The organism is Cupriavidus lacunae (assembly GCF_003353055.1).
GTDB classification, from domain to species: domain Bacteria; phylum Pseudomonadota; class Gammaproteobacteria; order Burkholderiales; family Burkholderiaceae; genus Cupriavidus; species Cupriavidus lacunae.
Window position 1 is genome coordinate 81,920 of the sequence record NZ_QKWJ01000014.1, and the last position, 18,642, is coordinate 100,561.

Sequence of the window (18,642 nt, forward strand, 5' to 3'; positions counted from 1 at the left end):
GCAGTCGCAGTACCCGGCGCCGGCCCCCCCTTTGCTCGCGGCGCCATCATAACGAGATGGAGTAGACAATGGTTCAACGCATCCCCAACCCCAACGAGCTGGAGCCGATCGAACGCGCCAGCCGCGACGAACTGCAGGCGCTGCAGCTGGAACGGCTGAAATGGAGCGTGCGCCATGCCTATGACAACGTGCCGCACTACCGCAAGGCCTTTGCCGCGGCGGGGGTGCATCCGGACGACCTGCAGTCGCTGTCGGACCTGGCGAAGTTTCCGTTCCTGACCAAGCAGGACCTGCGCGACAACTATCCCTTCGGCATGTTCGCCGTGCCGCGCGAGAAGGTGGCGCGCGTGCACGCGTCGAGCGGCACCACCGGCAAGCCCACGGTGGTCGGCTATACCGCGAAGGACATCGATACCTGGGCCGGCGTGGTGGCGCGCTCCATCCGCGCAGCGGGCGGCCGCGCCGGCGACCTGGTCCATGTCAGCTATGGCTACGGCCTGTTCACGGGCGGCCTTGGCGCGCACTACGGCGCGGAGAAGGCCGGCTGCACGGTGATCCCGATGTCCGGCGGCCAGACCGAGAAACAGGTACAGCTGATCCGCGAGTTCCAGCCCAACATCATCATGGTCACGCCGTCGTACATGCTGAACCTGATCGAGGAGATGGAGCGCCAGGGCATGGACCCGTCGGAAAGCTCGCTCAAGGTCGGTATCTTCGGCGCCGAGCCGTGGACCGACGCGATGCGCGCCGAGATCGAGGCTCGCGCCGGCATCGACGCGGTGGACATCTACGGCCTGTCCGAAGTCATGGGCCCGGGCGTGGCCTGCGAATGCATCGAGAGCAAGGATGGCCCGGTGATCTGGGAAGACCACTTCTACGCCGAGATTATCGACCCGGTTACCGGCGAGGTGCTGCCGGATGGCGAAGAGGGCGAACTGGTGTTCACTTCGCTGACCAAGGAGGCGCTTCCGGTGATCCGCTACCGCACGCGCGACCTCACGCGCCTGCTGCCGCCGACGTCGCGATCGATGCGCCGCATCGGCAAGATCACCGGCCGCTCGGACGACATGCTGATCATCCGCGGCGTGAACGTGTTCCCGTCGCAGATCGAGGAGCTGATCCTGAAGTCGCCGGCACTGGCGCCGCAATACCAGCTGGTGGTGACCCGCGACGGCCACCTCGACGAGCTGGAAGTGCGGGTCGAAGCGCGGCCCGAGCGTTCGGCGTCGCTGTGCGCCGACGACCGCGCGACGCTGGAGCGCGAGCTGAAGGAGCAGATCAAGACCTATGTGGGCGTGACCACGCACGTGCAGGTGGTGGATGCGGAAGGCATCGAGCGCACCACTGTCGGCAAGGCCAGGCGCGTGCTGGACATGCGGCCGAAGGTCACGCACGAGCAGCCGGTCGGCGCGATCTGAAGCGCCATTTTCTACCGCCGCCCTATGCGGACGCTCCCCTCTCCCGCGAAGTGGGAGAGGGGAGAACACCGCCGACGGATTCAAAGCACCAACAATTCATCCAACGATGGCGCCCACCCAGAGGCGCCACGCCAACCCCTGCGCCAAAGGAGACAATCATGGACGCGCGACAACTGGATGCCATCCAGAACCACCCCGATTTCATCCGGCTCACCAGCGGGCGGGCCCGCCTGGGCTGGTCGCTGACGCTGGTGATGCTGACAATCTACTTCGGTTTCATCCTGCTGCTGGCGTTCTCGCCGGCCACGCTTGGCGCGCCGCTCGGCGCAGGTGTCATGACGGTGGGTATTCCCGTGGGCGTGGCGGTGATCTTCGCGGCCGTGATGCTGACCGGGATCTACGTGTACCGGGCCAACCGCGACCTGGACCCGCTCAACGAGCGCGTGCGCAAGGAGTGCAAAGCATGAAGCCGGTATTCCGTTTCTTGCCCGTGTTTTTCATGGACCTTGCGAGCACCGCCGCACTGGCCGCGCCCGCGATCCAGGGCGAAGCCGCGCGCCGGCCGCTGAACTGGAGCGCCATCCTGATGTTCCTGCTGTTCGTGCTCTTCACGCTCGGCATCACGCGCTGGGCCGCGCGGCGCACGCGCTCGGCGTCGGACTTCTATGCCGCCGGCGGTGGCCTCACCGGGTTCCAGAACGGCCTGGCGATCGCCGGCGACATGGTCTCGGCGGCCTCCTTCCTGGGCATCTCCGCCATGATGTTCGACAAGGGCTATGACGGACTGATCTACGCACTGGGCGTGGTCGCCGGCTGGCCGATCATCCTGTTCATCGTCGCCGAACGGCTGCGCAACCTCGGCCGCTATACCTTCGCCGATGTGGTGTCGTACCGCCTGGCGCAGAAGCCGGTGCGTATTACTGCCGCCTGCGGCACGCTGACCGTGGTGATCATGTACCTGGTGGCGCAGATGGTCGGTGCCGGCAAGCTGATCGAGCTGTTGTTCGGCACCAGCTATGAATCGGCGGTGGTGATCGTCGGCCTGCTGATGGTGCTGTACGTGATGTTCGGCGGCATGCTGGCGACTACCTGGGTGCAGATCATCAAGGCTGCGCTGCTGCTGGGCGGGGTGACCTTCATGGCCATCATGGTGCTCGCGTATTTCGGCTTCAGCCCCGAAGCCATGTTCGCCGGCGCGGCCAAGGTGCATGAGAAGGGCCTGGCGATCCTGTCGCCGGGCGGGCTGGTGTCCAACCCGGTCGATGCCATCTCACTCGGTGTCGGGATGATGTTCGGCACGGCCGGCCTGCCGCACATCCTGATGCGCTTCTTCACGGTGGCGGATGCCCGCGAGGCGCGCAAGTCCGTGCTCTACGCGACTGGCTTCATCGGCTACTTCTACCTGCTGATCCTGGTGGTGGGCTTCGGCGCGATCGTGATGGTGGGCGCCGACCCGGCCTATCGCGATGCGGCCGGCAAGATCATCGGCGGCAGCAATATGGTGGCGGTGCACCTGTCGCATGCGATCGGTGGCGACCTGTTCCTGGGCTTTATCTCGGCGGTGGCGTTCGCGACCATCCTGGCGGTGGTGGCGGGCCTGGCCCTGTCGGGCGCGTCGGCTGTCTCGCACGACCTGTACGCCAACGTGTTCCGCCGCGGACAGGCCAGCGAGAAGGACGAGATCCGCGTATCGAAGGCGGCCACGCTGGTGATCGGCGTGCTGGCGATGGTGCTGGGCGTGATGTTCGAGAAGCAGAACATCGCCTTCCTGTCAGGGCTGGTGCTGGCGATCGCGGCCTCGGTCAACTTCCCGGTGCTGCTCCTGTCGATGTTCTGGAAAGGGCTGACCACGCGCGGCGCGGTGGCGGGCAGCCTGGCCGGGCTGGCCTCGGCGGTGGCGCTGCTGGTGCTGGGCCCGACCGTCTGGGTCGGCATCCTGCACCACGCCAAGCCGGTCTTCCCGTATGCCAATCCGGCGCTGTTCTCGATGACGCTGGCCTTTGCCTGCGCCTGGCTGGTGTCGGTGCTCGACCGCTCGGCGCAGGCGAGCGCCGAGCGCCAGCGTTATGGCGCGCAGTTCGTGCGTGCCATGACCGGCATCGGCGCGACCGGCGCCAGCCAGCACTAGTCCACCGGGTTAGAGGAATCGCACCCGAGGGGCTGCGCAGCAAGGTCGTAGGCTAGGCGCAAAGCGCAGCAATAGCACGGCTATTGCGAGCATTTGCAACGACGCATACGGCCTTGAGGCGCAGTCCAGCGGGGGCGCATTGCCTCTGACGCAGTGGACTAAGTGCTCAATCCGTGTCCTGCTGTGCCTTGTGGCGGGACGCCATCTTGTCCTGCTGTGCCGGCGGCACGTAGTCGTAGTGGCTGAACTGGATGGTGTAGCTGCCGTGGCCGCCGGTGATGCTGTTCAGCCGTGACTGGTAGTCGTTCAGCTCCGACAGCGGCACCTGTCCGGCGACGATCACCGCGTTGCCGGCGGCGGTGCGCGTGCCATGGACCTGGCCGCGCTTGGTGGAGAGGTCGCCGATGATGTCGCCCATGGCGGTGCCCGGCGCCGTGACCTCGATATCGACGATCGGCTCCAGCACGCTGGGGCGGGCCTTGAGCACCGCATCGATAAAGGCCTTGCGCCCGGCGGTCGCGAACGCGACTTCCTTGGAGTCGACCGGGTGGCTCTTGCCGTCATAGACGGTCACGCGCACGTCCTGCATCGGGAAGCCCGCCAGCGGGCCGCTGTCCAGCACCTGGCGGATGCCCTTCTCGACGGCGGGAATGAACTGCCCGGGAATTGCCCCGCCCTTGACCGCATCGACAAAGTCGAAGCCCTCGCCGCGCGCGAGCGGCTCAACCCGCAGCATCACCTCGCCGAACTGCCCGGCGCCGCCAGTCTGCTTCTTGTGCCGGTGATGGCCCTCGGCCTTGCCGCCGATGGTCTCGCGATAGGCGATCTTGGGCGGGTGCGTCGCCACTTCCAGCTTGTACTGCTCGGTCAGCCGCTCCAGCGCGCAGCGCAGGTGGAACTCGCCCAGCCCGAACACCACGGTTTCATTGGTGCCCGCCGGATGCTCGACGCGCAGGCACGGGTCTTCCGCGCTGAGCTTGTGCAGCACCTCGGCCAGGCGCTGCTCATTGCCGCGGCGTGCCGGCTCGATCGCCAGGCCATAGATCGGCGTGGGGAACTCCAGCGGCGTCAGGTGGATATTGCCGTCCTCGGTGGCATCGTGCAGCACTGCATCGAAGCCGAGCTCGTCCACCTTCGCCACCGCGCAGATATCGCCCGGGCCGGCACGCGGCACTTCCTGCGTCTCCTTGCCCTGCAGCCGCAGCAGGTGCGCCACCTTGAACGGCTGGCGGCCGTCGCCGATATAGAGCTGGCTGTCGCGCGTGACCGTGCCCTGGTGGATGCGGAACACAGCCAGCTTGCCGACATAGGGATCGATCACCACCTTGAAGACATGGGCCAGCACATGCTTGTGCGGCACCGGTTCGGCGCGCACGGCCTTGCGGTGTTCGCTGCCTTCGCTGCCGCCCTCGCTGCTGCCCTTGCCGGTATCGCGATAGAACAGCGGCGGATTGCCTTCGGTCGGATTGGGCAGCAGTTGCACGAATACGTCGAGCAGTTCCGTGATGCCGACGCCGGTGGCGGCCGAGGTAAAGCAGATCGGCACCAGGTGGCCTTCGCGCAGCGCGCGCTCGAAGGGGGCATGCAGCTGTTCCGGCGTGATCGCCTGGCCTTGCTCGAGGTATAGCTCCATCAGCTCGGGATCGATCTCGATCACCTGGTCGATCAGCGCATCGTGGGCCGCTGGCACAGATAAAAAATCCGACTCGCCGGCCGGATTGAAGAAGCAGTCGACCACCTTGCCGCCGTGGTCGGCCGGCAGGTTGATCGGCAGGCATTCCTTGCCGAAGGCCTCCTGGATATCCGTCAGCAGCGTTGGCAGGTCGACCTTGTCGCCGTCGATGCCATTGATGATGATCATCCTGCACAGCTGGCGCGCCTGGGCCCACGCCATCGCCCGGCGCGTGGTCATCTCGATGCCGGTCTGCGCATTGATGATGATCGCAGCGGTCTCCACCGCGGCCAGCGCGCTGATGGCGAGGCCGGAGAAGTCAGGGTAGCCGGGGGTGTCGAGCAGGTAGATGCGGGTGTCGCGGTAATGCAGGTGGGCAACGGCGGTGCTCAGCGAGCGTTTGTACTTGCGCTCCAGCGGATCGGTGTCGCACACCGTGGACCCGCGTTCGATGCTGCCGGGCGTGTGCAGCGCACCGCCCTTGTACAGCAGTGCCTCGACCAGCGAGGTCTTGCCGCACCCCGCGTGCCCAAGCAGGGCGACGGTGCGGATGGCATCGGGACTATCGTGCATGTTGGCTCTCGGTTCGTCCGGCAATGACTCTCAGGGCATTATTGGCGAAATTCGGCGGAAGCGACATATGCGCATGCCCGACACCGTGCCATGCCGGACATGGGACAGCCCCCAAGTGGCGCGGCCGGCGCTTGGCCGGCCTGGTTTTGTGGCCGCGCGGCTTGCCTGCACTGCAGCAAGCCGCGCGCTGGTGCGCTGCAGCAAGATCAGCGGCGCACATCGTTGTGGTCGGTCGACACCGCCAGCGCCTGCCATGCGGCCAGTTCGCTTTCCACCCGGCGGTTCTTCTCGGTGATGCGGTAGACCGTGTCCGAGCCCAGCGGCAGGCGCACCGGCGGGGTGTCGCTGTCGGCCAGGGCCAGCAGCGCTGCCGCCAGCTTGGCGGGGTCGCCGGGCTGCTGGTGGTTGGCCGAAACCATGTGCGCACGCATGGCCCCGACCGTCTCGGCATACGCCGCGATCTCGGTGCGCACGCGCACCAGCGAGCTGGCATCGAGGAAGTCGGTGCGGAAGAAGCCCGGCTCGACCACGGTGGCGCGGATGCCCAGCGGCGACAGTTCCGCGTCGAGCGCTTCAGTCAGGCCCTCCACCGCGAACTTGGTGGCGCCATACACGCCCCAGCCCGGATACGCGGCGTAGCCACCGATCGACGAGATATTGAGGATGCGGCCGCCGCGCTGCGCGCGCATATGCGGCAGCACCGCGCGCGTCACGGCCAGCACGCCGAACACGTTGGTGGCGAACTGCTGCTCGACTTCCTGCGCTGACGCTTCTTCCACCGCGCCCAGCAGGCCGTAGCCGGCGTTGTTGACCAGCACATCGATGCGGCCAAAGCGGGCCACGGCCGCTTCGGCGGCGGCGACGGCCTGGGCTTCGCTGGTGACGTCCAGCGCCACGCCCAGCAGGTTGTCGTGTTCGCCCAGCGCGGCGGTGATCGTCTCCGGGCGGCGCGCGGTGGCGACAACGCGATCGCCGCGTGCCAGGGCGGCACGGGTCAGTTCCAGGCCGAAGCCGCGCGAGGCGCCGGTGATGAACCAGACCTTGCCGGTGGCGTTGACGTTGGTGTTGGCGGTGTTGGTGGTGTTGGCGGACATGATGAATCTCCTTTCAGGGTGCTCGGTTTGACGTCGATGTCTGATGGCGGGGCCACGGAGACAAATTTAGGCCGGCGACGTCAGCAACACTAGACATGCAATCGCGTTTCAATGACAACAAGTAGTTGTCAATTCAGCGACAGCGCTTCAATTGAGCAAACCTCAACCGTGTGGCAGACTCGCTGGCATGGACAAATTGCCCCCATTGAACGCCTTGCGTGCCTTCGAGGCGGCCGCGCGGCACCTCAGCATCACCACGGCTGCCGAGGAGCTGCACGTCACGCCCGGCGCCGTCAGCCGCCAGATCCGTGCGCTGGAGGAGGGGCTGGGCGTGCAGTTGCTGCATCGCGGCCACCGGCAGATCTCGCTGACCCGCACCGGCGAGGACTACTATCGCGCAGTGACCAAGGCGATGGACGACCTGCGCGAGGCCACCCGGCGCCTGAGCAAGCGCGCCAGGCGCAAGCAGCTCAAGGTGCGCGCCTACACCACCTTTGCCATGCGCTGGCTGATCCCGCGGCTGTCGAGCTTCCATGCAGCCAATCCCGGCATCGAGGTGCTGTTGACCGCGTCGCTCGACCCGGTCGATTTTCGCAAGGAAGACATCGACGGCGCGATCCGGCTGGGCGACGGCAAGTGGAGCGGTGTCAATACCTATCGGCTGGTGTCGAATATCCTGGTGCCGGTATGCAGCCCGGGGCTGCTGGAGGGCGGGCCGAAGGTGAAGAAGCCCGCTGACCTGGAGCACCAGACCCTGCTGCACTCGATCGCGCGGCCTGACGACTGGGCCCACTGGCTCAAGGCCGCGCGCGCGGACGGGCAGGTCGATGCGCGCGGCGGCATGACCTACCAGAGCTCGGCCATGGCCTATGCGGCCGCCGTCGAAGGGCAGGGCTTTGCCATCGCGCAGCGCTTCCTGGTGGCGGCCGATCTCGATGCCGGCCGGCTGGTGGCGCCGTTCCGGCAGGCCGTGGATATGGGCGACTTCACCTACTACCTGCTGACGCCCGCTGACCGCAAGGAAAGCCCCAGCATGGCGGTGTTCCGGCAGTGGCTGCTGGCGCAGTTCGACGCGCAGGGTTGATGCGGCAGGCTCAGGATGCCGCCGGGACCACCATGTCTCGTATCGCCTCCGACTGACTGCAGTGGATTGCGCCCCGTGACCGCAGCGCGGCGATTTCGTCGCGGCTGTAGCCCAGTTCGGCCAGCACGGCCTGCGTATGCTGGCCGCAAGCCGGTGCCGGCTGAGATGGCAACGCGTTTTCCTGAGCGCTGTTGATCGGGAAGCCCGGCATGCGGATCTCGCCCAAGGTGTCGTGCCGGACGCGCTGCACCATGCGGTTGGCGGCCACCTGCGGATGCGCCATGACATCGTCGTAGGTTGCCACGGGCGCGCACAGGATGTCGGCGTCCTGGAGCAACGCCAGCCAAGTGTCGGTCGTGCGGGTGACGAAGACACTGGTCAGCGCATCCACCATTGCCGCGCGATTGGCTACGCGCAGCGGCGAGGTGGCAAAGCGCGGGTCGCCGGCCAGCTCGGGCCGGCCCAGCACATCGCACAACCGGCGCCAGCGCTCGGGCATGTAGGCGGCCACCATGACCCAGCCGTCGGCGGTGCGGAAGGCCTGGTTGGGCGCGGAATAGGGCGCCGCGCTGCCCACGCGTTGCGGCAGTTTCCCGTCGGCGCAATAGCTGGTGAGGGACGATTGCTGCAGCGCCAGCGCCGCATTGAGCAGGCTGACATCGAGATGGCCGCCGCAGCCGTCGCGGGCCCGCTGCGCGAGCTTCGCCAGCACCCCCACGCAGGCCACGTAGCCGGTCATCACGTCGACCACCGGCGCCTGCACCTTGCACGGCTCGCCGTCAGGCAGGCCGATCAGGCTCATCAGCCCGGAATCGGCCTGCATGATGCCGTCGACGCCGGCGCGGCCCGCGTACGGCCCGTCCTGCCCGTAGGCGGAGATCGAGCAGTAGATCAGCGCCGGGTGCGCCTCGGCCAGTTGCGCATGGCCCAGGCCAAGGCGTTCCATCACGCCTGGGCGCATGCTCTCCACCACGATATCGGCACCCGCGATCAGGCGGCGTGCCACGGCCACGCCGTCGGCGGACTTGAGGTCGAGCGCCACGCCCAGCTTGTTGCGGTTGAAGCCGTGGAACAGCGCGCTGTCGTCGCCGAGCCAGCCGGGTCCCAGCCCGCGGCCCAGCTCGCCGCCGGGCGGCTCCACCTTGATGACCCTGGCGCCCATGTCGGCCAGCAGCATGGTGCAGGTCGGGCCGGCGCCGATCTGCGTGAAGTCGATGACGGTCAGGCCGTCCAGTGCGTCGCGCAGCATTGTCATGCCTCCGGAGGGGGTGCGGGATGGGAGGGCGAGTTCACAGCGCCACCTTGATGCCGTTGTCCTGGATCAGGCGCTGCCAGCGTGTCATCTCCTTGCCGATATAGGCCTTCAGCTCGGCCGGCGACGAAGCCTGCGGCTCGAAGCCTTGCTTGCCCATCTGCTCCGTCACGTCAGGTGATTTCAGCGCGGCCACCAGCGCGGCGTTGATCTTGTCGACCACGGGCTTGGGCGTGCGCGCCGGGGCCAGCAGGCTGTACCACAGCTCGGCGTCGTAGCCGACAATGCCGGCTTCAGCAAAGGTTGGCAGGTCCGGCATCAGCGCGGTGCGCTTCCTGCCGGCGATGCCGAGCGCGCGCAGCTTGCCGGCGCGCACATACTGGATCGCCGAGGCAAAGGTCGCAAAGGAAATCTGCACCTGGCCGCCCATCAGGTCGGTAATCGACGGTCCGGTGCCGCGATAGGGCACGTGCAGCAGTTCGGTCTTGTTGAGCTTGGCAAAGACTTCGCCGGCCAGGTGTTGCGGCGTGCCGTTGCCAGGGCTGCTGTAGCTCAGCTTGCCGGGATTGGCGCGGGTGTACTGGATAAAGTCCTGCAGGGTGCGGAACGGCTGGTCGGGGTTGGCCACCAGCATGATCGGCACCGATGCGATCCGCCCCACCGGCTCGAAGTCCCGTTCGATGCTGAACGGAATCTTGCTGCCGAGGAACGGGTTCATCGTCACCTGGCTGGAAGCGATCACCAGCGTATAGCCGTCCGGCGCCGCATGGGCGACATTGTCGGCGCCGAGGTTGCCGCCCGCCCCGGGCTTGTTCTCGATCACGATGGTCTGGCCCAGCAGCTGGCCCATCCTGGGCGCGATCAGGCGCGCCAGGATGTCGTTGCCGCCGCCGGGGGCGAACGGCACTACCAGGGTGATCGGCTTTTGCGTGGGGAAGGGTGCCTGCGCCGCGGCGCCCAGCGCGGTGGCTGTCAGCGCGGCCGCAAACGCCGCGCGTGCGAATCGGGTAATGCGAGTCATGCTTTGTCTCCTGTGTATCTGCTTTCGGGCGCTTAACGGCCGGTGTAGCGGGGCTGGCGCTTCTCGGCGAACGCCTGCCGCCCCTCGGTGCGGTCGGCGGTATCGCGCAGCACGCCCCAGTAGAGCTCGGTCAGCTGCTGCGCATCGGCTTCGCTGAGGTGGCTGGTCTGGCGCGACAGCTTCTTCACCGCCTGTACCGCCAGCGGCGCATTCGCGGCGATGCGTGCGGCGATGGCCAGCGCACGGTCGAGCAGCGCCTCCGGCGCCACCGTCTCCGTGACCAGTCCAATGCGCGCGGCCTGCGCGGCGTCGATCCGCTCGCCGGTCAGCACCATCTGCATCGCGTGCGCCGCCGGCACGGCCTTGAGCAGGCGATGCAGGCCCGAGACGGCGGGGATCGACCCGACCGCGGCTTCTGGCAGGCCGAAGCTCGCCTGCTCCGCTGCAATCCGCAGGTCGCATTGCAGCGCGATCTCCAGCCCGGCCCCGAGGCAATGGCCATTGACCGCCGCGATCAGCGGCTTGCAAAGGCCGAGGTCGCTCAGGTCCATCAGCCGGATATAGAGGCCGAGGTCGGCCGCCTGCTCCGGCGCGCGGAACAGCGCTTCCGGGTAGGTGGCGGGCGAGCTGCGCGTGCCTTTCAGGTCGGCGCCCGCGCAGAAGGCGCGCGTGCCGGAGCCGGTCAGGACGGCCACGCGCAGGTCGTCGCGGTCGCGCACTTCGGTGAGGTGGCCGCGCAGTTCGCGCAGCGCGGTCACGTCCAGCGCATTGAGCGCCCCGGGCCGGTCGATCGTCAGCACGGCGACCGCGCCGTCGGTGTGGAGTCGTACGGTCATGGTGGCTTCCTTAAACGCTTGGCGACGACAGGCTGCGCCCGCCGCAGACATAGAGCGTCTGCCCGGTCACGTAGGAAGACTGCGGGTCGAGGAAGAAGCTGACCGCGTTGGCAATGTCGTCGGCGGTGCCGATGCGCTGCACCGGCACAGACTTCTGCAGCCGCGCCTGCACCTCGGGCGCGAAGCCGCGGAACAGCGGGGTATCGACGATGCCGGGCGCCACCGCGTTGACGGTGATGCCCTTGCCCGCGAATTCGATCGCGAGCGAGCGTGTCAGGCTGACCACGCCACCCTTGGCGGCAGAGTAGTTGGCCTGCCCGAAGCCACCCAGCCAGGCCCGCGACGAGATATTGACCACGCGGCCGTACCCTCGCCCGACCATACCGGGCAATGCCGCACGGCAGCACAGGAACTGCGAGCGCAGGTTGGTATCGATGACCAGGTCCCAGTCCTCGTCGGTCATCTTCAGGAAGCGCGTGTCGCGCACGGCGCCGGCGTTGTTGACCAGGTAGTCGACGCGGCCAGTGCGCGCCTGCACCTGCGCAAAGGCGTCGTGGACCGCGGCCGAGTCGGTCAGGTCGGCGCTGGCGCCAAAGGCGTTGAGGCCTTCGGCGACCAGCGCGCCGACGGCGGCATCGAGCGCGGCAGCGTCGCGGTCGAGCAGGGCCACGGCCAGTCCCTGGCGGGCCAGTTGTGTGGCGATGCCCAGGCCGATGCCGCGCGCGGCGCCGGTGACCACGGCCACATGGGAAGGATCGAAGCGTTGCGTGCCCATCTCAGACTCCCAGCAGGTGGACGGAAGACGCGGCGTGGTCCACGCCCGCGATGCCGCCACCGGTGCATTGCGTCAGGCCGATGCGGGCTTCGGGCACCTGGCGTTCGCCGGCGCGGCCCTGCAGATGCCACAGGATCTCGACCATCTGCGCCACACCAGTGGCGCCCAGCGGATGGCCCTTGGCCAGCAGGCCGCCGCTCGGGTTGACCGGCACGCGCCCGCCCAGGCGCGTCGCACCGGAATCGAGCAGGGCCACGGCATCGCCGCGCGGGGCCAGGCCCAGGGCTTCGTAGTAGAGCAGTTCGGCAATGGTGAAGGCGTCGTGCAGTTCGACCACGTTGACGTCCCGCGGGCCGAGCCCCGCCTGTTCATAGGCCTGGCGCGCGGCGCGCGCGGTGATCTCGGCATCGAGGATGTCGTCGTCGGCCTCCTCGCGCATGCCCGACACCACCACCGAGGACAGCACCTTCACCGGCCGCGCCTGCGCCGGCCGGCGCGTGCTCAGCACCAGCGCTGCCGCGCCATCGACCTGCGACGGGCAGCACTGCAGCAGCGTCAGCGGGTCGGCGATCATGCGCGAGGCGAGCACTTCCTCGACCGTGGTGGTCTTGCGCTGCTGGGCATACGGGTTCAGCGAGCCGTGGTAGCGGTTCTTCACGGCCACCTCGGCGAGGTCGGCAGGACTGGCGTCGCGCTCGTGCAGGAAACGCGTGCCGCGCATCGCATACACCGCGGGCAGTACCATGCCCGACTTTGCATAGAGCTCGGTCTTGTGGTCATTGCGCTGCAGCGGGATGGTGCCGCCGCCGAGCGCAGTGAGCTGTTCGATGCCGAAGACCAGCACCGTGTCGTATTGCCCGGCCAGCAGCGCATGCCGTGCCAGGTGCACGCCGGTGGCGCCGCTGGCGCAGGCATTCTCGACGTTGTAGACGGGGATCCCCTTGAGCCCCAGGTCGCGCACGATCAGCTGGCCAAGGATCATGCCGCCCAGCACGTTGGCGCAGTAGACGGCCTGGATGCGGCCAGCCGGCACGTCGGCATCGGCCAGCGCCTTCAGGATCGCCTGTTGCGCCAGCTCCGGCGCCAGCACGCCGGGGTGGCGGCCGAACGGCGTCATCGCGCCGCCGTGGATGTAGATGTCCTGCATCTTGCTTACCTTTCCTTCTCTCGATCGTTCAGGCCGTGACGGCTTCGAAGACATAGCCCAGCTCGGCGTCATGCCGCTGCGCGTAGCGCTCGCCGATGACCGGACGTGCCGTGCCCAGCAGGCGGCCGAAGATACGCACCGGGCCGACGAAATCGACATAGCCGAGCGCATACGGAGCCAGTCCGCTCTTGGGCGCGGGGTGGATCACGGTGAAGCTGTAGAGCACGCCCGTGCCGGTGATGGCGACGGTCTCGTGGCCGTCCGCCAGCGGCGAATCGGCGGGCAGCGCCGGGAAGATCCACGCGCCGGTGGCGCGGTCGCGCGAGGCGAGCAAGTGGGGGATGGGTTCCGCGCTCCAGAGCGGATAGGGCTGGTCTGACACGGCAGTCTCCTGTGGGTTGGCCTTGCCGTAATAGTTGTCGTCGGCAGGCTGCGCGACAAACGATATTTCGGGCGCGTTCGCTTGAGAAAAAATCAAACGAAAATGCCAGGAAACCCAGGCCGGCAGTTGCGGACAGAATCAGGGCACGATCCCGACCAGGCGCGACAGCGACTGCTCAGCGCCCCGGCCGGCCTCCACCACGAAGTCGATGAAGCGCCGGACCCGCACCGGCATCTGGCTGCGATGCGGGTAGTACATGTACATGCCGACATTGCTGCTGCTGTACCGCGGCAGGATCGCCTTCAGCCGTCCGCTCACGAGGTCGGCGTGGATCATGTAGGCGGGCAGCTGACCGATGCCCATGCCGGCTCGCACCGCTTCGACCTCGGTTTCCACGTCATTGAAGCTCGCCACGGCAGGCACCTCCTGGTAGATCAGGTCGCCGTCCACCTGCAGCTCCCACGGCACCATGCGCCCGGTCGCGGGGCGGCGGAAGCCCGTGCACTGGTGCTGCAGCAAGTCGTCCAGGGTGGCCGGCTCGCCGTGCCGCGCCAGGTAATCCGGCGCCGCACAGATGACCAGCGGAAGATCGCACAGCCGTCGCGCCACCAGATTCTGGCCGGGGCTGGTGCCGACGCGGAAGCCGACGTCGATCCTGGCTTCGACCAGGTCGGTGAAGAGGTCGCTCAGCACCACATCGAAGGTGATGCCGGGATAATGTTCGCGAAAGCCCCGCACCAGCGGGACCAGCACGCGGCTGCCGAGTGACGGTGGAGCGGTCAGGCGGACCAGGCCGTCGCTGTCGCTCCTGCTGCCGCGGACCTGTTCGAGCGCCTCGTCGAGCTGGCGCATTCCCGGCGCGGCCAGCTCGAACAGGCGCGCGCCTTCTTCCGTCAGGCTGAGCTTGCGGGTGGTCCGGTGCAGCAGGCGCACGCCGAGATGGTCCTCCAGCGTGCGCACGGCCTTGCTGGCGGCCTGCGGGGTGACGCCGGCCTCCACCGCGGCGCGATGGAAGCTGCCGGCGCGCACCACGCCGAGGAAGAGGGTGAGGACACGGGCCTTGTCCATGACTGGCAACCGGAGGTTGGGGATGCGGCCATCATAATGCCAGGCCGTATCACGCAAACAGCAAGAGCAGGCCCGTGCGGATCTGGACTAGCTGTGCTCGACCAGGTGCTCGATGCGGATCGGCAGCTCCCGCACGCGCTTGCCGGTGGCGTGGAACACGGCGTTAGCCACGGCCGGGGCCACGCCCACCAGCGCGATTTCACCCAATCCCTTGACGCCCAGCTCATTCACATGGGGATCGGCCTCGTCGACGAAATGCGCTTCCAGCCCCTGGATATCCAGGTTGACCGGCACGAGGTAATCCGCCATATGCGCATTCACCGGCCGGCCGTCCCGCGGATCCAGGGCGGTTCGCTCCATCAGCGCCATGCCGATGCCGCCGACCATCCCGCCGGTGCATTGGCTGGCCGCGAGGCGCGGATTCACGATCCGGCCCGCGCCATATGCGCCCACCACGCGCCGGACACGGATCGTGCCGACATCGGGATCGACGGCGACTTCCACGAACACCGCACCGAAGGCATGCATGGAAAACCGGCTGCGCACCTCGGCATCCGGGCCTGCCGTGGCGCTCGCCTCGATGACGCCGTCCGTGCGATCCGCGCGCGCCTGGCGCTGGTCCAGCGCGGCGGTGCAGGCGGCGTGCACGGCCGAGCCAACGGACGCGAGGGTCATCGAGCCCCCGTGTGGCGGGGTAGGCGGGAAATCCGACCGGCCAAGGCTGAAGCGCACGCTGTCCATCGGCAGCCCCAGGGTCTCGGCGGCAATCTGCGTGATCGAGGTATAGGTGCCGGGCCCCATGTCGCTGGCCGCGGCCTCCACTTCGGCCGTTCCGTCAGCCAGCAGGCGCACGCGAGCGCTGGCTTGCCCATGGAAGACAGGGTAGCTGGCACAGGCCATCCCCCAGCCGATGCGCAGGCGGCCGTCCCGCATCGAACCGGGCGCGAGCGTGCGGCGGGCCCAGCCGAAGGCGTTGGCGCCGCGTTCGTAGCAGGCAAGCATGGAGCGGCTGGAGAAGGGAAGCTGCATCCCCTCATCAAGCCGGGGTTCGTTGCGCCGGCGCAGTTCCAGCGGATCCATCCGGAGGGCATGGGCCAGTTCGTCCATCGCGCATTCCAGCGCGAAGACGCCAGTGGCCTCGCCCGGGGCCCGCATATAAGTCGGCGTGCTGATGTCCAGCGGCACCAGCCGGTAGCGTGTGCGCACATTGGGGCAGCTATAGAGGAACGGTGTCACCGAAGTGAGTGCCTCGGCGAACTGCTCATACCGGCTGGTTTCGCCAGTGCCTTCGTGCACGATGCCGGTCAGCTTGCCCTCGGGCGTCGCCGCCAGCGCCACGCGCTGCACCGTCCGCGGCCGGTGTCCCGTCAGATGGAAGGTCTGCCGCCGCGACAGCACCAGCTTGACGGGCCTGCCCACCTCGCGCGCGGCGACCGCCGCCAGCGTTACGTGCGGCCAGGTGCGCAGGCTGGTGCCGAAGGCGCCGCCGATAAACGGGCAGACGACATGGACGTTCTCAGCCGGGATGCCGAGGATCGCCGCGATCTCGGCCTGCTCATTGACCACGAACTGGCTCTTGCTCCAGAGCGTCAGCCGCTCGCCTTCCCAGGCGGCAACGGTGGCGTTCGGCTCGATCGGGACGTGATTCTCGCGCGCGGCATCGTAGGCTGCGTCGATCCTGACCGCCGCCGCCGCGAGCGCGGCCTCGGGATCGCCGCGGACCCGGTCCGCCGAATGAGGACCCGGCTCACGCCCCGCCTCCGGCACCACGGCTTCGGCGCGCTGGTCGAGCGGGTCGGAGACCGGTGATTCCTCGGCATAGCGAATATGCAGCAGGCTGGCCGCGTGCTCGGCCTGGTCCAGGGTCTGCGCCACGACCACGGCAACCGGCTGGCCGTAGAAGCGGACGCGCTCGTCCTGCAGGACATGCAGGCGTTCGCCGTGCTGCGGATCGATAAAGCCCTTGTGCGGGGCGTACGTCAGTTTCGGCGCGTTTTCATGGGTCAGTACCGCCAGCACCCCTGGCAGCCGGCGCGCGGCTTCGGCGTCGAGTCCGGCCACGCGTCCCAGCGCGATCGAAGCACCTACGATCACCGCGTAGGCCTGTCCCGGCTGGTTGAAGTCGGCGGCATACAGCGCGCTGCCGGTCACCTTGGCACGCCCGTCGATGCGGGCATGCGGCTGGCCGATATGGTTTGCGTTCATCTGCATTCTCCTGCCAGTTCGAGGGCTCGTACCACAGTTCGCTGCAGCAGCGCGACCTTGTATCGGTTGCCGGGCAGCGCAGAGGCGCCCGTAATCGTGGTATGCGCCGCCGCTTCGAAGCTCGCGCGCGTCGGCGGCTTGCCTTGCAGCGCGAGTTCGGCCGCGCGCATGCGCCATGGCCGGGTGCCCACGCCACCGCACGCGAGGCGAGCGGCCCGGATCACGCCATCCCTGACCTCAAAGGCCGCCGCGGCCGATACCAGTGCAAACTCATACGAGGCCCGGTCCCGGATCTTCAGGTAGCGCGCAGTCCGTGCATAGGGGAGCGGTGGCACTCGCACCTCGACAATGAGTTCTCCGGCCTGCAAGGTGTGTTCGAGATGCGGCGTGGTCCCGGGCAGGCGGTAAAGGTCTTCCACCGGGAAGTGGCGTGCGCCGTGCGGACCCCGTACATGGACCACCGCGTCCAGTGCGACCAGGGCAACCGCAAGGTCGGACGGATGCGTTGCGGAGCAATGGCCGCTGGCACCCAGGATGGCATTGCCCGCGTGTAAGCCGTCGATGGCCGCGCAGCCGCTGCCCGGCACGCGCTTGTTGCAGGCGGCATCGAGCATCCGGAAGTAAGGACAGCGCACGCGCTGGAGAAGATTGCCGCCGATGCTGGCCATGTTTCGCAACTGGGGAGAGGCGCCCTCGATAAGCGACTCGGCGATCACCGGGTGGAGCCGGAAAACGTCCGGATGCGCGGCGACATCGGACATGCGGGCCAGCGCGCCGATGACAAGTTCATCGCCTTCCACCCGGATATGGTTCAGCGGCAGCGCGTTGATGTCCACCAGTCGAGTGGGCTGTTCCACGTGCTCGCGCATCAGGTCCACCAGAGTGGTGCCGCCGGCGATGAAGCGGGCCCCGGCCGCGGCCGCCGCCAGCGCATCAGCTTCCGAGCCGGCCTTCTGCAGTGTGAAGGGGATCATGGCAGCTTCCTCCCGCCGACCTCGGCGATCGCCGCGACGATGCCCGGGTAAGCCCCGCAGCGGCAGATGTTGCCGCTCATCCAGAAGCGCACCTCGTCGGCCGAGGTGGCATGACCCTCGCCGATGCAGGCGACGCCGGACATGATCTGGCCCGCCGTGCAGAATCCGCATTGGAACCCGTCGTGCTCGATGAACGCGGCCTGCAGCGGATGCAGGTCGCCTTCGGCCGGCGACAGGCCTTCGATCGTGCTCACGTGGGCGTCGTGGTACATGGCGGCCAGAGCGAGGCAGCTGTTGATCCGGCGCCCTTCCACCAGCACCGTGCAGGCCCCGCACGCGCCCTGGTTGCATCCCTTCTTCGTGCCCGTGAGGTCCAGGCGCTCGCGCAGTACGTCAAGCAGGGATTCGCGCGGATCGATCTCCAGGCGATGCAGCGTGCCGTTGACCGTCAGGCGCAGCGGCATGCGGGTTGAGCCGTAGCTATCGCCAGGCTGTGGCTGGCTTCCGTCGGAACGAGCAGAACTAGACATAGTCGACATTCCTCTTCGCATAGCCCAAATGACTTGGGCGGTTGGGGACAGGGGCTTCGCTCGGGCCGGCACCACGTCGGGAACGAACTGCGGGAACGACCAAGGGGCGCATTCTGCAAGTCTCTGCAGGTTTGTCCTGGCCCTGCCCCGCATCGGGACCGAAAGATGTGTGGCGACCTCGGACTGGTGGGGCAGTCGTTGAAACGCTACAGGCACCGGCGGTCATCGCAATAGAACGTCGTTGCGCTGCGGTGGACGATTCTTGCGCTGACTCGTTGGATGATAGGTTTGAAGAAGGGGCGCGGCCGGCATGGTTCGCGTCAGGTCCTGCGGATTGTGCGGGCCGGTTTACTTCGACCGGACCTATTCACAGGCGGCCGCACTTTTTTCGGTCATCGGGCGGCGGTGGCCCTGGCCTGTGAGGCTGGCGTAGGGCAGTGAAGGCATAAGCGCCGGTTTCACAAGTTTGTAATTTGAGCCCGT

16 protein-coding genes are annotated in these 18,642 nt (G+C 67.8%); 4 read left to right on the top strand and 12 right to left on the bottom strand.

The features are described from left to right. Positions 1-68: 68 nt before the first annotated feature. The 3 genes from paaK (at position 69) to DN412_RS14065 (ending at position 3,546) form a co-directional block, all read left to right on the top strand. On the top strand, positions 69-1,418 hold the full coding sequence (paaK, locus tag DN412_RS14055; RefSeq protein ID WP_115212199.1) for a phenylacetate--CoA ligase PaaK: 1,350 nt from the start codon (positions 69-71) through the stop codon (positions 1,416-1,418). Positions 1,419-1,576: 158 nt separating this feature from the next. Then, positions 1,577-1,885 (top strand): DUF485 domain-containing protein, encoded by a 309-nt coding sequence (locus DN412_RS14060; protein WP_115212200.1) that lies wholly within the window; start codon positions 1,577-1,579, stop codon positions 1,883-1,885. Beyond that, positions 1,882-3,546 carry a cation acetate symporter gene (locus DN412_RS14065; protein ID WP_115212201.1) on the top strand — a complete coding sequence of 555 codons (1,665 nt, stop codon included), beginning with the start codon at positions 1,882-1,884 and terminating at the stop codon, positions 3,544-3,546. The genes DN412_RS14060 and DN412_RS14065 overlap by 4 nt, the downstream gene beginning before the upstream one ends. Positions 3,547-3,712: 166 nt before the next feature. On the opposite strand, the gene fusA is transcribed toward DN412_RS14065, so the two are convergent. Together fusA and DN412_RS14075 are read right to left on the bottom strand one after the other, a co-directional pair. Then, on the bottom strand, positions 3,713-5,791 hold the full coding sequence (gene fusA / locus DN412_RS14070; RefSeq protein WP_115212202.1) for an elongation factor G: 2,079 nt from the start codon (positions 5,789-5,791) through the stop codon (positions 3,713-3,715). A 206-nt stretch (positions 5,792-5,997) separates the two neighbouring features. After that, the gene (locus DN412_RS14075; RefSeq protein ID WP_115212203.1) at positions 5,998-6,885 is read right to left on the bottom strand and encodes an oxidoreductase; all 888 of its coding nucleotides are present in this window, start codon (positions 6,883-6,885) and stop codon (positions 5,998-6,000) included. 187 nt (positions 6,886-7,072) lie between these two features. Here DN412_RS14075 and gcvA point away from each other — a divergent pair, with 187 nt between their 5' ends. After that, complete coding sequence (gcvA, locus tag DN412_RS14080) at positions 7,073-7,969, top strand: transcriptional regulator GcvA (protein WP_115212204.1); 897 nt, start codon at positions 7,073-7,075, stop codon at positions 7,967-7,969. Between the two features lie 10 nt (positions 7,970-7,979). Here the strand turns inward: gcvA and DN412_RS14085 are convergent, their stop codons facing one another. The 10 genes from DN412_RS14085 to DN412_RS14130 all read right to left on the bottom strand — a co-directional run bounded on the left by DN412_RS14085 (position 7,980) and on the right by DN412_RS14130 (position 18,093). Continuing rightward, entirely contained in the window at positions 7,980-9,218 is a 1,239-nt protein-coding gene (locus DN412_RS14085) for a CaiB/BaiF CoA transferase family protein (RefSeq protein WP_115212205.1), read from the bottom strand. A gap of 40 nt (positions 9,219-9,258) precedes the next feature. After that, positions 9,259-10,242, bottom strand: coding sequence for a tripartite tricarboxylate transporter substrate binding protein (locus tag DN412_RS14090; RefSeq protein ID WP_115212206.1), 984 nt, complete (start codon positions 10,240-10,242; stop codon positions 9,259-9,261). Between the two features lie 32 nt (positions 10,243-10,274). Then, the gene (locus tag DN412_RS14095; RefSeq protein ID WP_115212207.1) at positions 10,275-11,078 is read right to left on the bottom strand and encodes an enoyl-CoA hydratase/isomerase family protein; all 804 of its coding nucleotides are present in this window, start codon (positions 11,076-11,078) and stop codon (positions 10,275-10,277) included. A 10-nt stretch (positions 11,079-11,088) separates the two neighbouring features. Continuing rightward, the gene (locus DN412_RS14100; protein WP_115212208.1) at positions 11,089-11,853 is read right to left on the bottom strand and encodes an SDR family oxidoreductase; all 765 of its coding nucleotides are present in this window, start codon (positions 11,851-11,853) and stop codon (positions 11,089-11,091) included. Position 11,854: 1 nt separating this feature from the next. Continuing rightward, complete coding sequence (locus tag DN412_RS14105; protein WP_115212209.1) at positions 11,855-13,000, bottom strand: thiolase family protein; 1,146 nt, start codon at positions 12,998-13,000, stop codon at positions 11,855-11,857. 28 nt (positions 13,001-13,028) lie between these two features. Next, on the bottom strand, positions 13,029-13,382 hold the full coding sequence (locus DN412_RS14110) for a Zn-ribbon domain-containing OB-fold protein (RefSeq protein ID WP_115212246.1): 354 nt from the start codon (positions 13,380-13,382) through the stop codon (positions 13,029-13,031). A gap of 138 nt (positions 13,383-13,520) precedes the next feature. After that, entirely contained in the window at positions 13,521-14,450 is a 930-nt protein-coding gene (locus tag DN412_RS14115; RefSeq protein ID WP_115212210.1) for a LysR family transcriptional regulator, read from the bottom strand. Positions 14,451-14,537: 87 nt separating this feature from the next. Next, positions 14,538-16,655 (bottom strand): xanthine dehydrogenase family protein molybdopterin-binding subunit, encoded by a 2,118-nt coding sequence (locus DN412_RS14120; RefSeq protein ID WP_115212211.1) that lies wholly within the window; start codon positions 16,653-16,655, stop codon positions 14,538-14,540. Continuing rightward, on the bottom strand, positions 16,652-17,629 hold the full coding sequence (locus DN412_RS14125; RefSeq protein WP_115212212.1) for an FAD binding domain-containing protein: 978 nt from the start codon (positions 17,627-17,629) through the stop codon (positions 16,652-16,654). Before DN412_RS14125 ends, DN412_RS14120 begins: the two co-directional genes overlap by 4 nt. Next, entirely contained in the window at positions 17,626-18,093 is a 468-nt protein-coding gene (locus tag DN412_RS14130; protein ID WP_425267417.1) for a (2Fe-2S)-binding protein, read from the bottom strand. The genes DN412_RS14125 and DN412_RS14130 overlap by 4 nt, the downstream gene beginning before the upstream one ends. Positions 18,094-18,642 lie beyond the last annotated feature (549 nt).

What these genes read in the sequence shown, in the direction of transcription:
- paaK (WP_115212199.1), top strand. Translation starts at nt 69, where the DNA reads ATGGTTCAACGCATCCCCAACCCCAACGAGCTGGAGCCGATCGAACGC.
- DN412_RS14060 (WP_115212200.1), top strand. Translation starts at nt 1,577, where the DNA reads ATGGACGCGCGACAACTGGATGCCATCCAGAACCACCCCGATTTCATC.
- DN412_RS14065 (WP_115212201.1), top strand. Translation starts at nt 1,882, where the DNA reads ATGAAGCCGGTATTCCGTTTCTTGCCCGTGTTTTTCATGGACCTTGCG.
- fusA (WP_115212202.1), bottom strand. Translation starts at nt 5,791, where the DNA reads ATGCACGATAGTCCCGATGCCATCCGCACCGTCGCCCTGCTTGGGCAC.
- DN412_RS14075 (WP_115212203.1), bottom strand. Translation starts at nt 6,885, where the DNA reads ATGTCCGCCAACACCACCAACACCGCCAACACCAACGTCAACGCCACC.
- gcvA (WP_115212204.1), top strand. Translation starts at nt 7,073, where the DNA reads ATGGACAAATTGCCCCCATTGAACGCCTTGCGTGCCTTCGAGGCGGCC.
- DN412_RS14085 (WP_115212205.1), bottom strand. Translation starts at nt 9,218, where the DNA reads ATGCTGCGCGACGCACTGGACGGCCTGACCGTCATCGACTTCACGCAG.
- DN412_RS14090 (WP_115212206.1), bottom strand. Translation starts at nt 10,242, where the DNA reads ATGACTCGCATTACCCGATTCGCACGCGCGGCGTTTGCGGCCGCGCTG.
- DN412_RS14095 (WP_115212207.1), bottom strand. Translation starts at nt 11,078, where the DNA reads ATGACCGTACGACTCCACACCGACGGCGCGGTCGCCGTGCTGACGATC.
- DN412_RS14100 (WP_115212208.1), bottom strand. Translation starts at nt 11,853, where the DNA reads ATGGGCACGCAACGCTTCGATCCTTCCCATGTGGCCGTGGTCACCGGC.
- DN412_RS14105 (WP_115212209.1), bottom strand. Translation starts at nt 13,000, where the DNA reads ATGCAGGACATCTACATCCACGGCGGCGCGATGACGCCGTTCGGCCGC.
- DN412_RS14115 (WP_115212210.1), bottom strand. Translation starts at nt 14,450, where the DNA reads ATGGACAAGGCCCGTGTCCTCACCCTCTTCCTCGGCGTGGTGCGCGCC.
- DN412_RS14120 (WP_115212211.1), bottom strand. Translation starts at nt 16,655, where the DNA reads ATGAACGCAAACCATATCGGCCAGCCGCATGCCCGCATCGACGGGCGT.
- DN412_RS14125 (WP_115212212.1), bottom strand. Translation starts at nt 17,629, where the DNA reads ATGATCCCCTTCACACTGCAGAAGGCCGGCTCGGAAGCTGATGCGCTG.
- DN412_RS14130 (WP_425267417.1), bottom strand. Translation starts at nt 18,093, where the DNA reads ATGCCGCTGCGCCTGACGGTCAACGGCACGCTGCATCGCCTGGAGATC.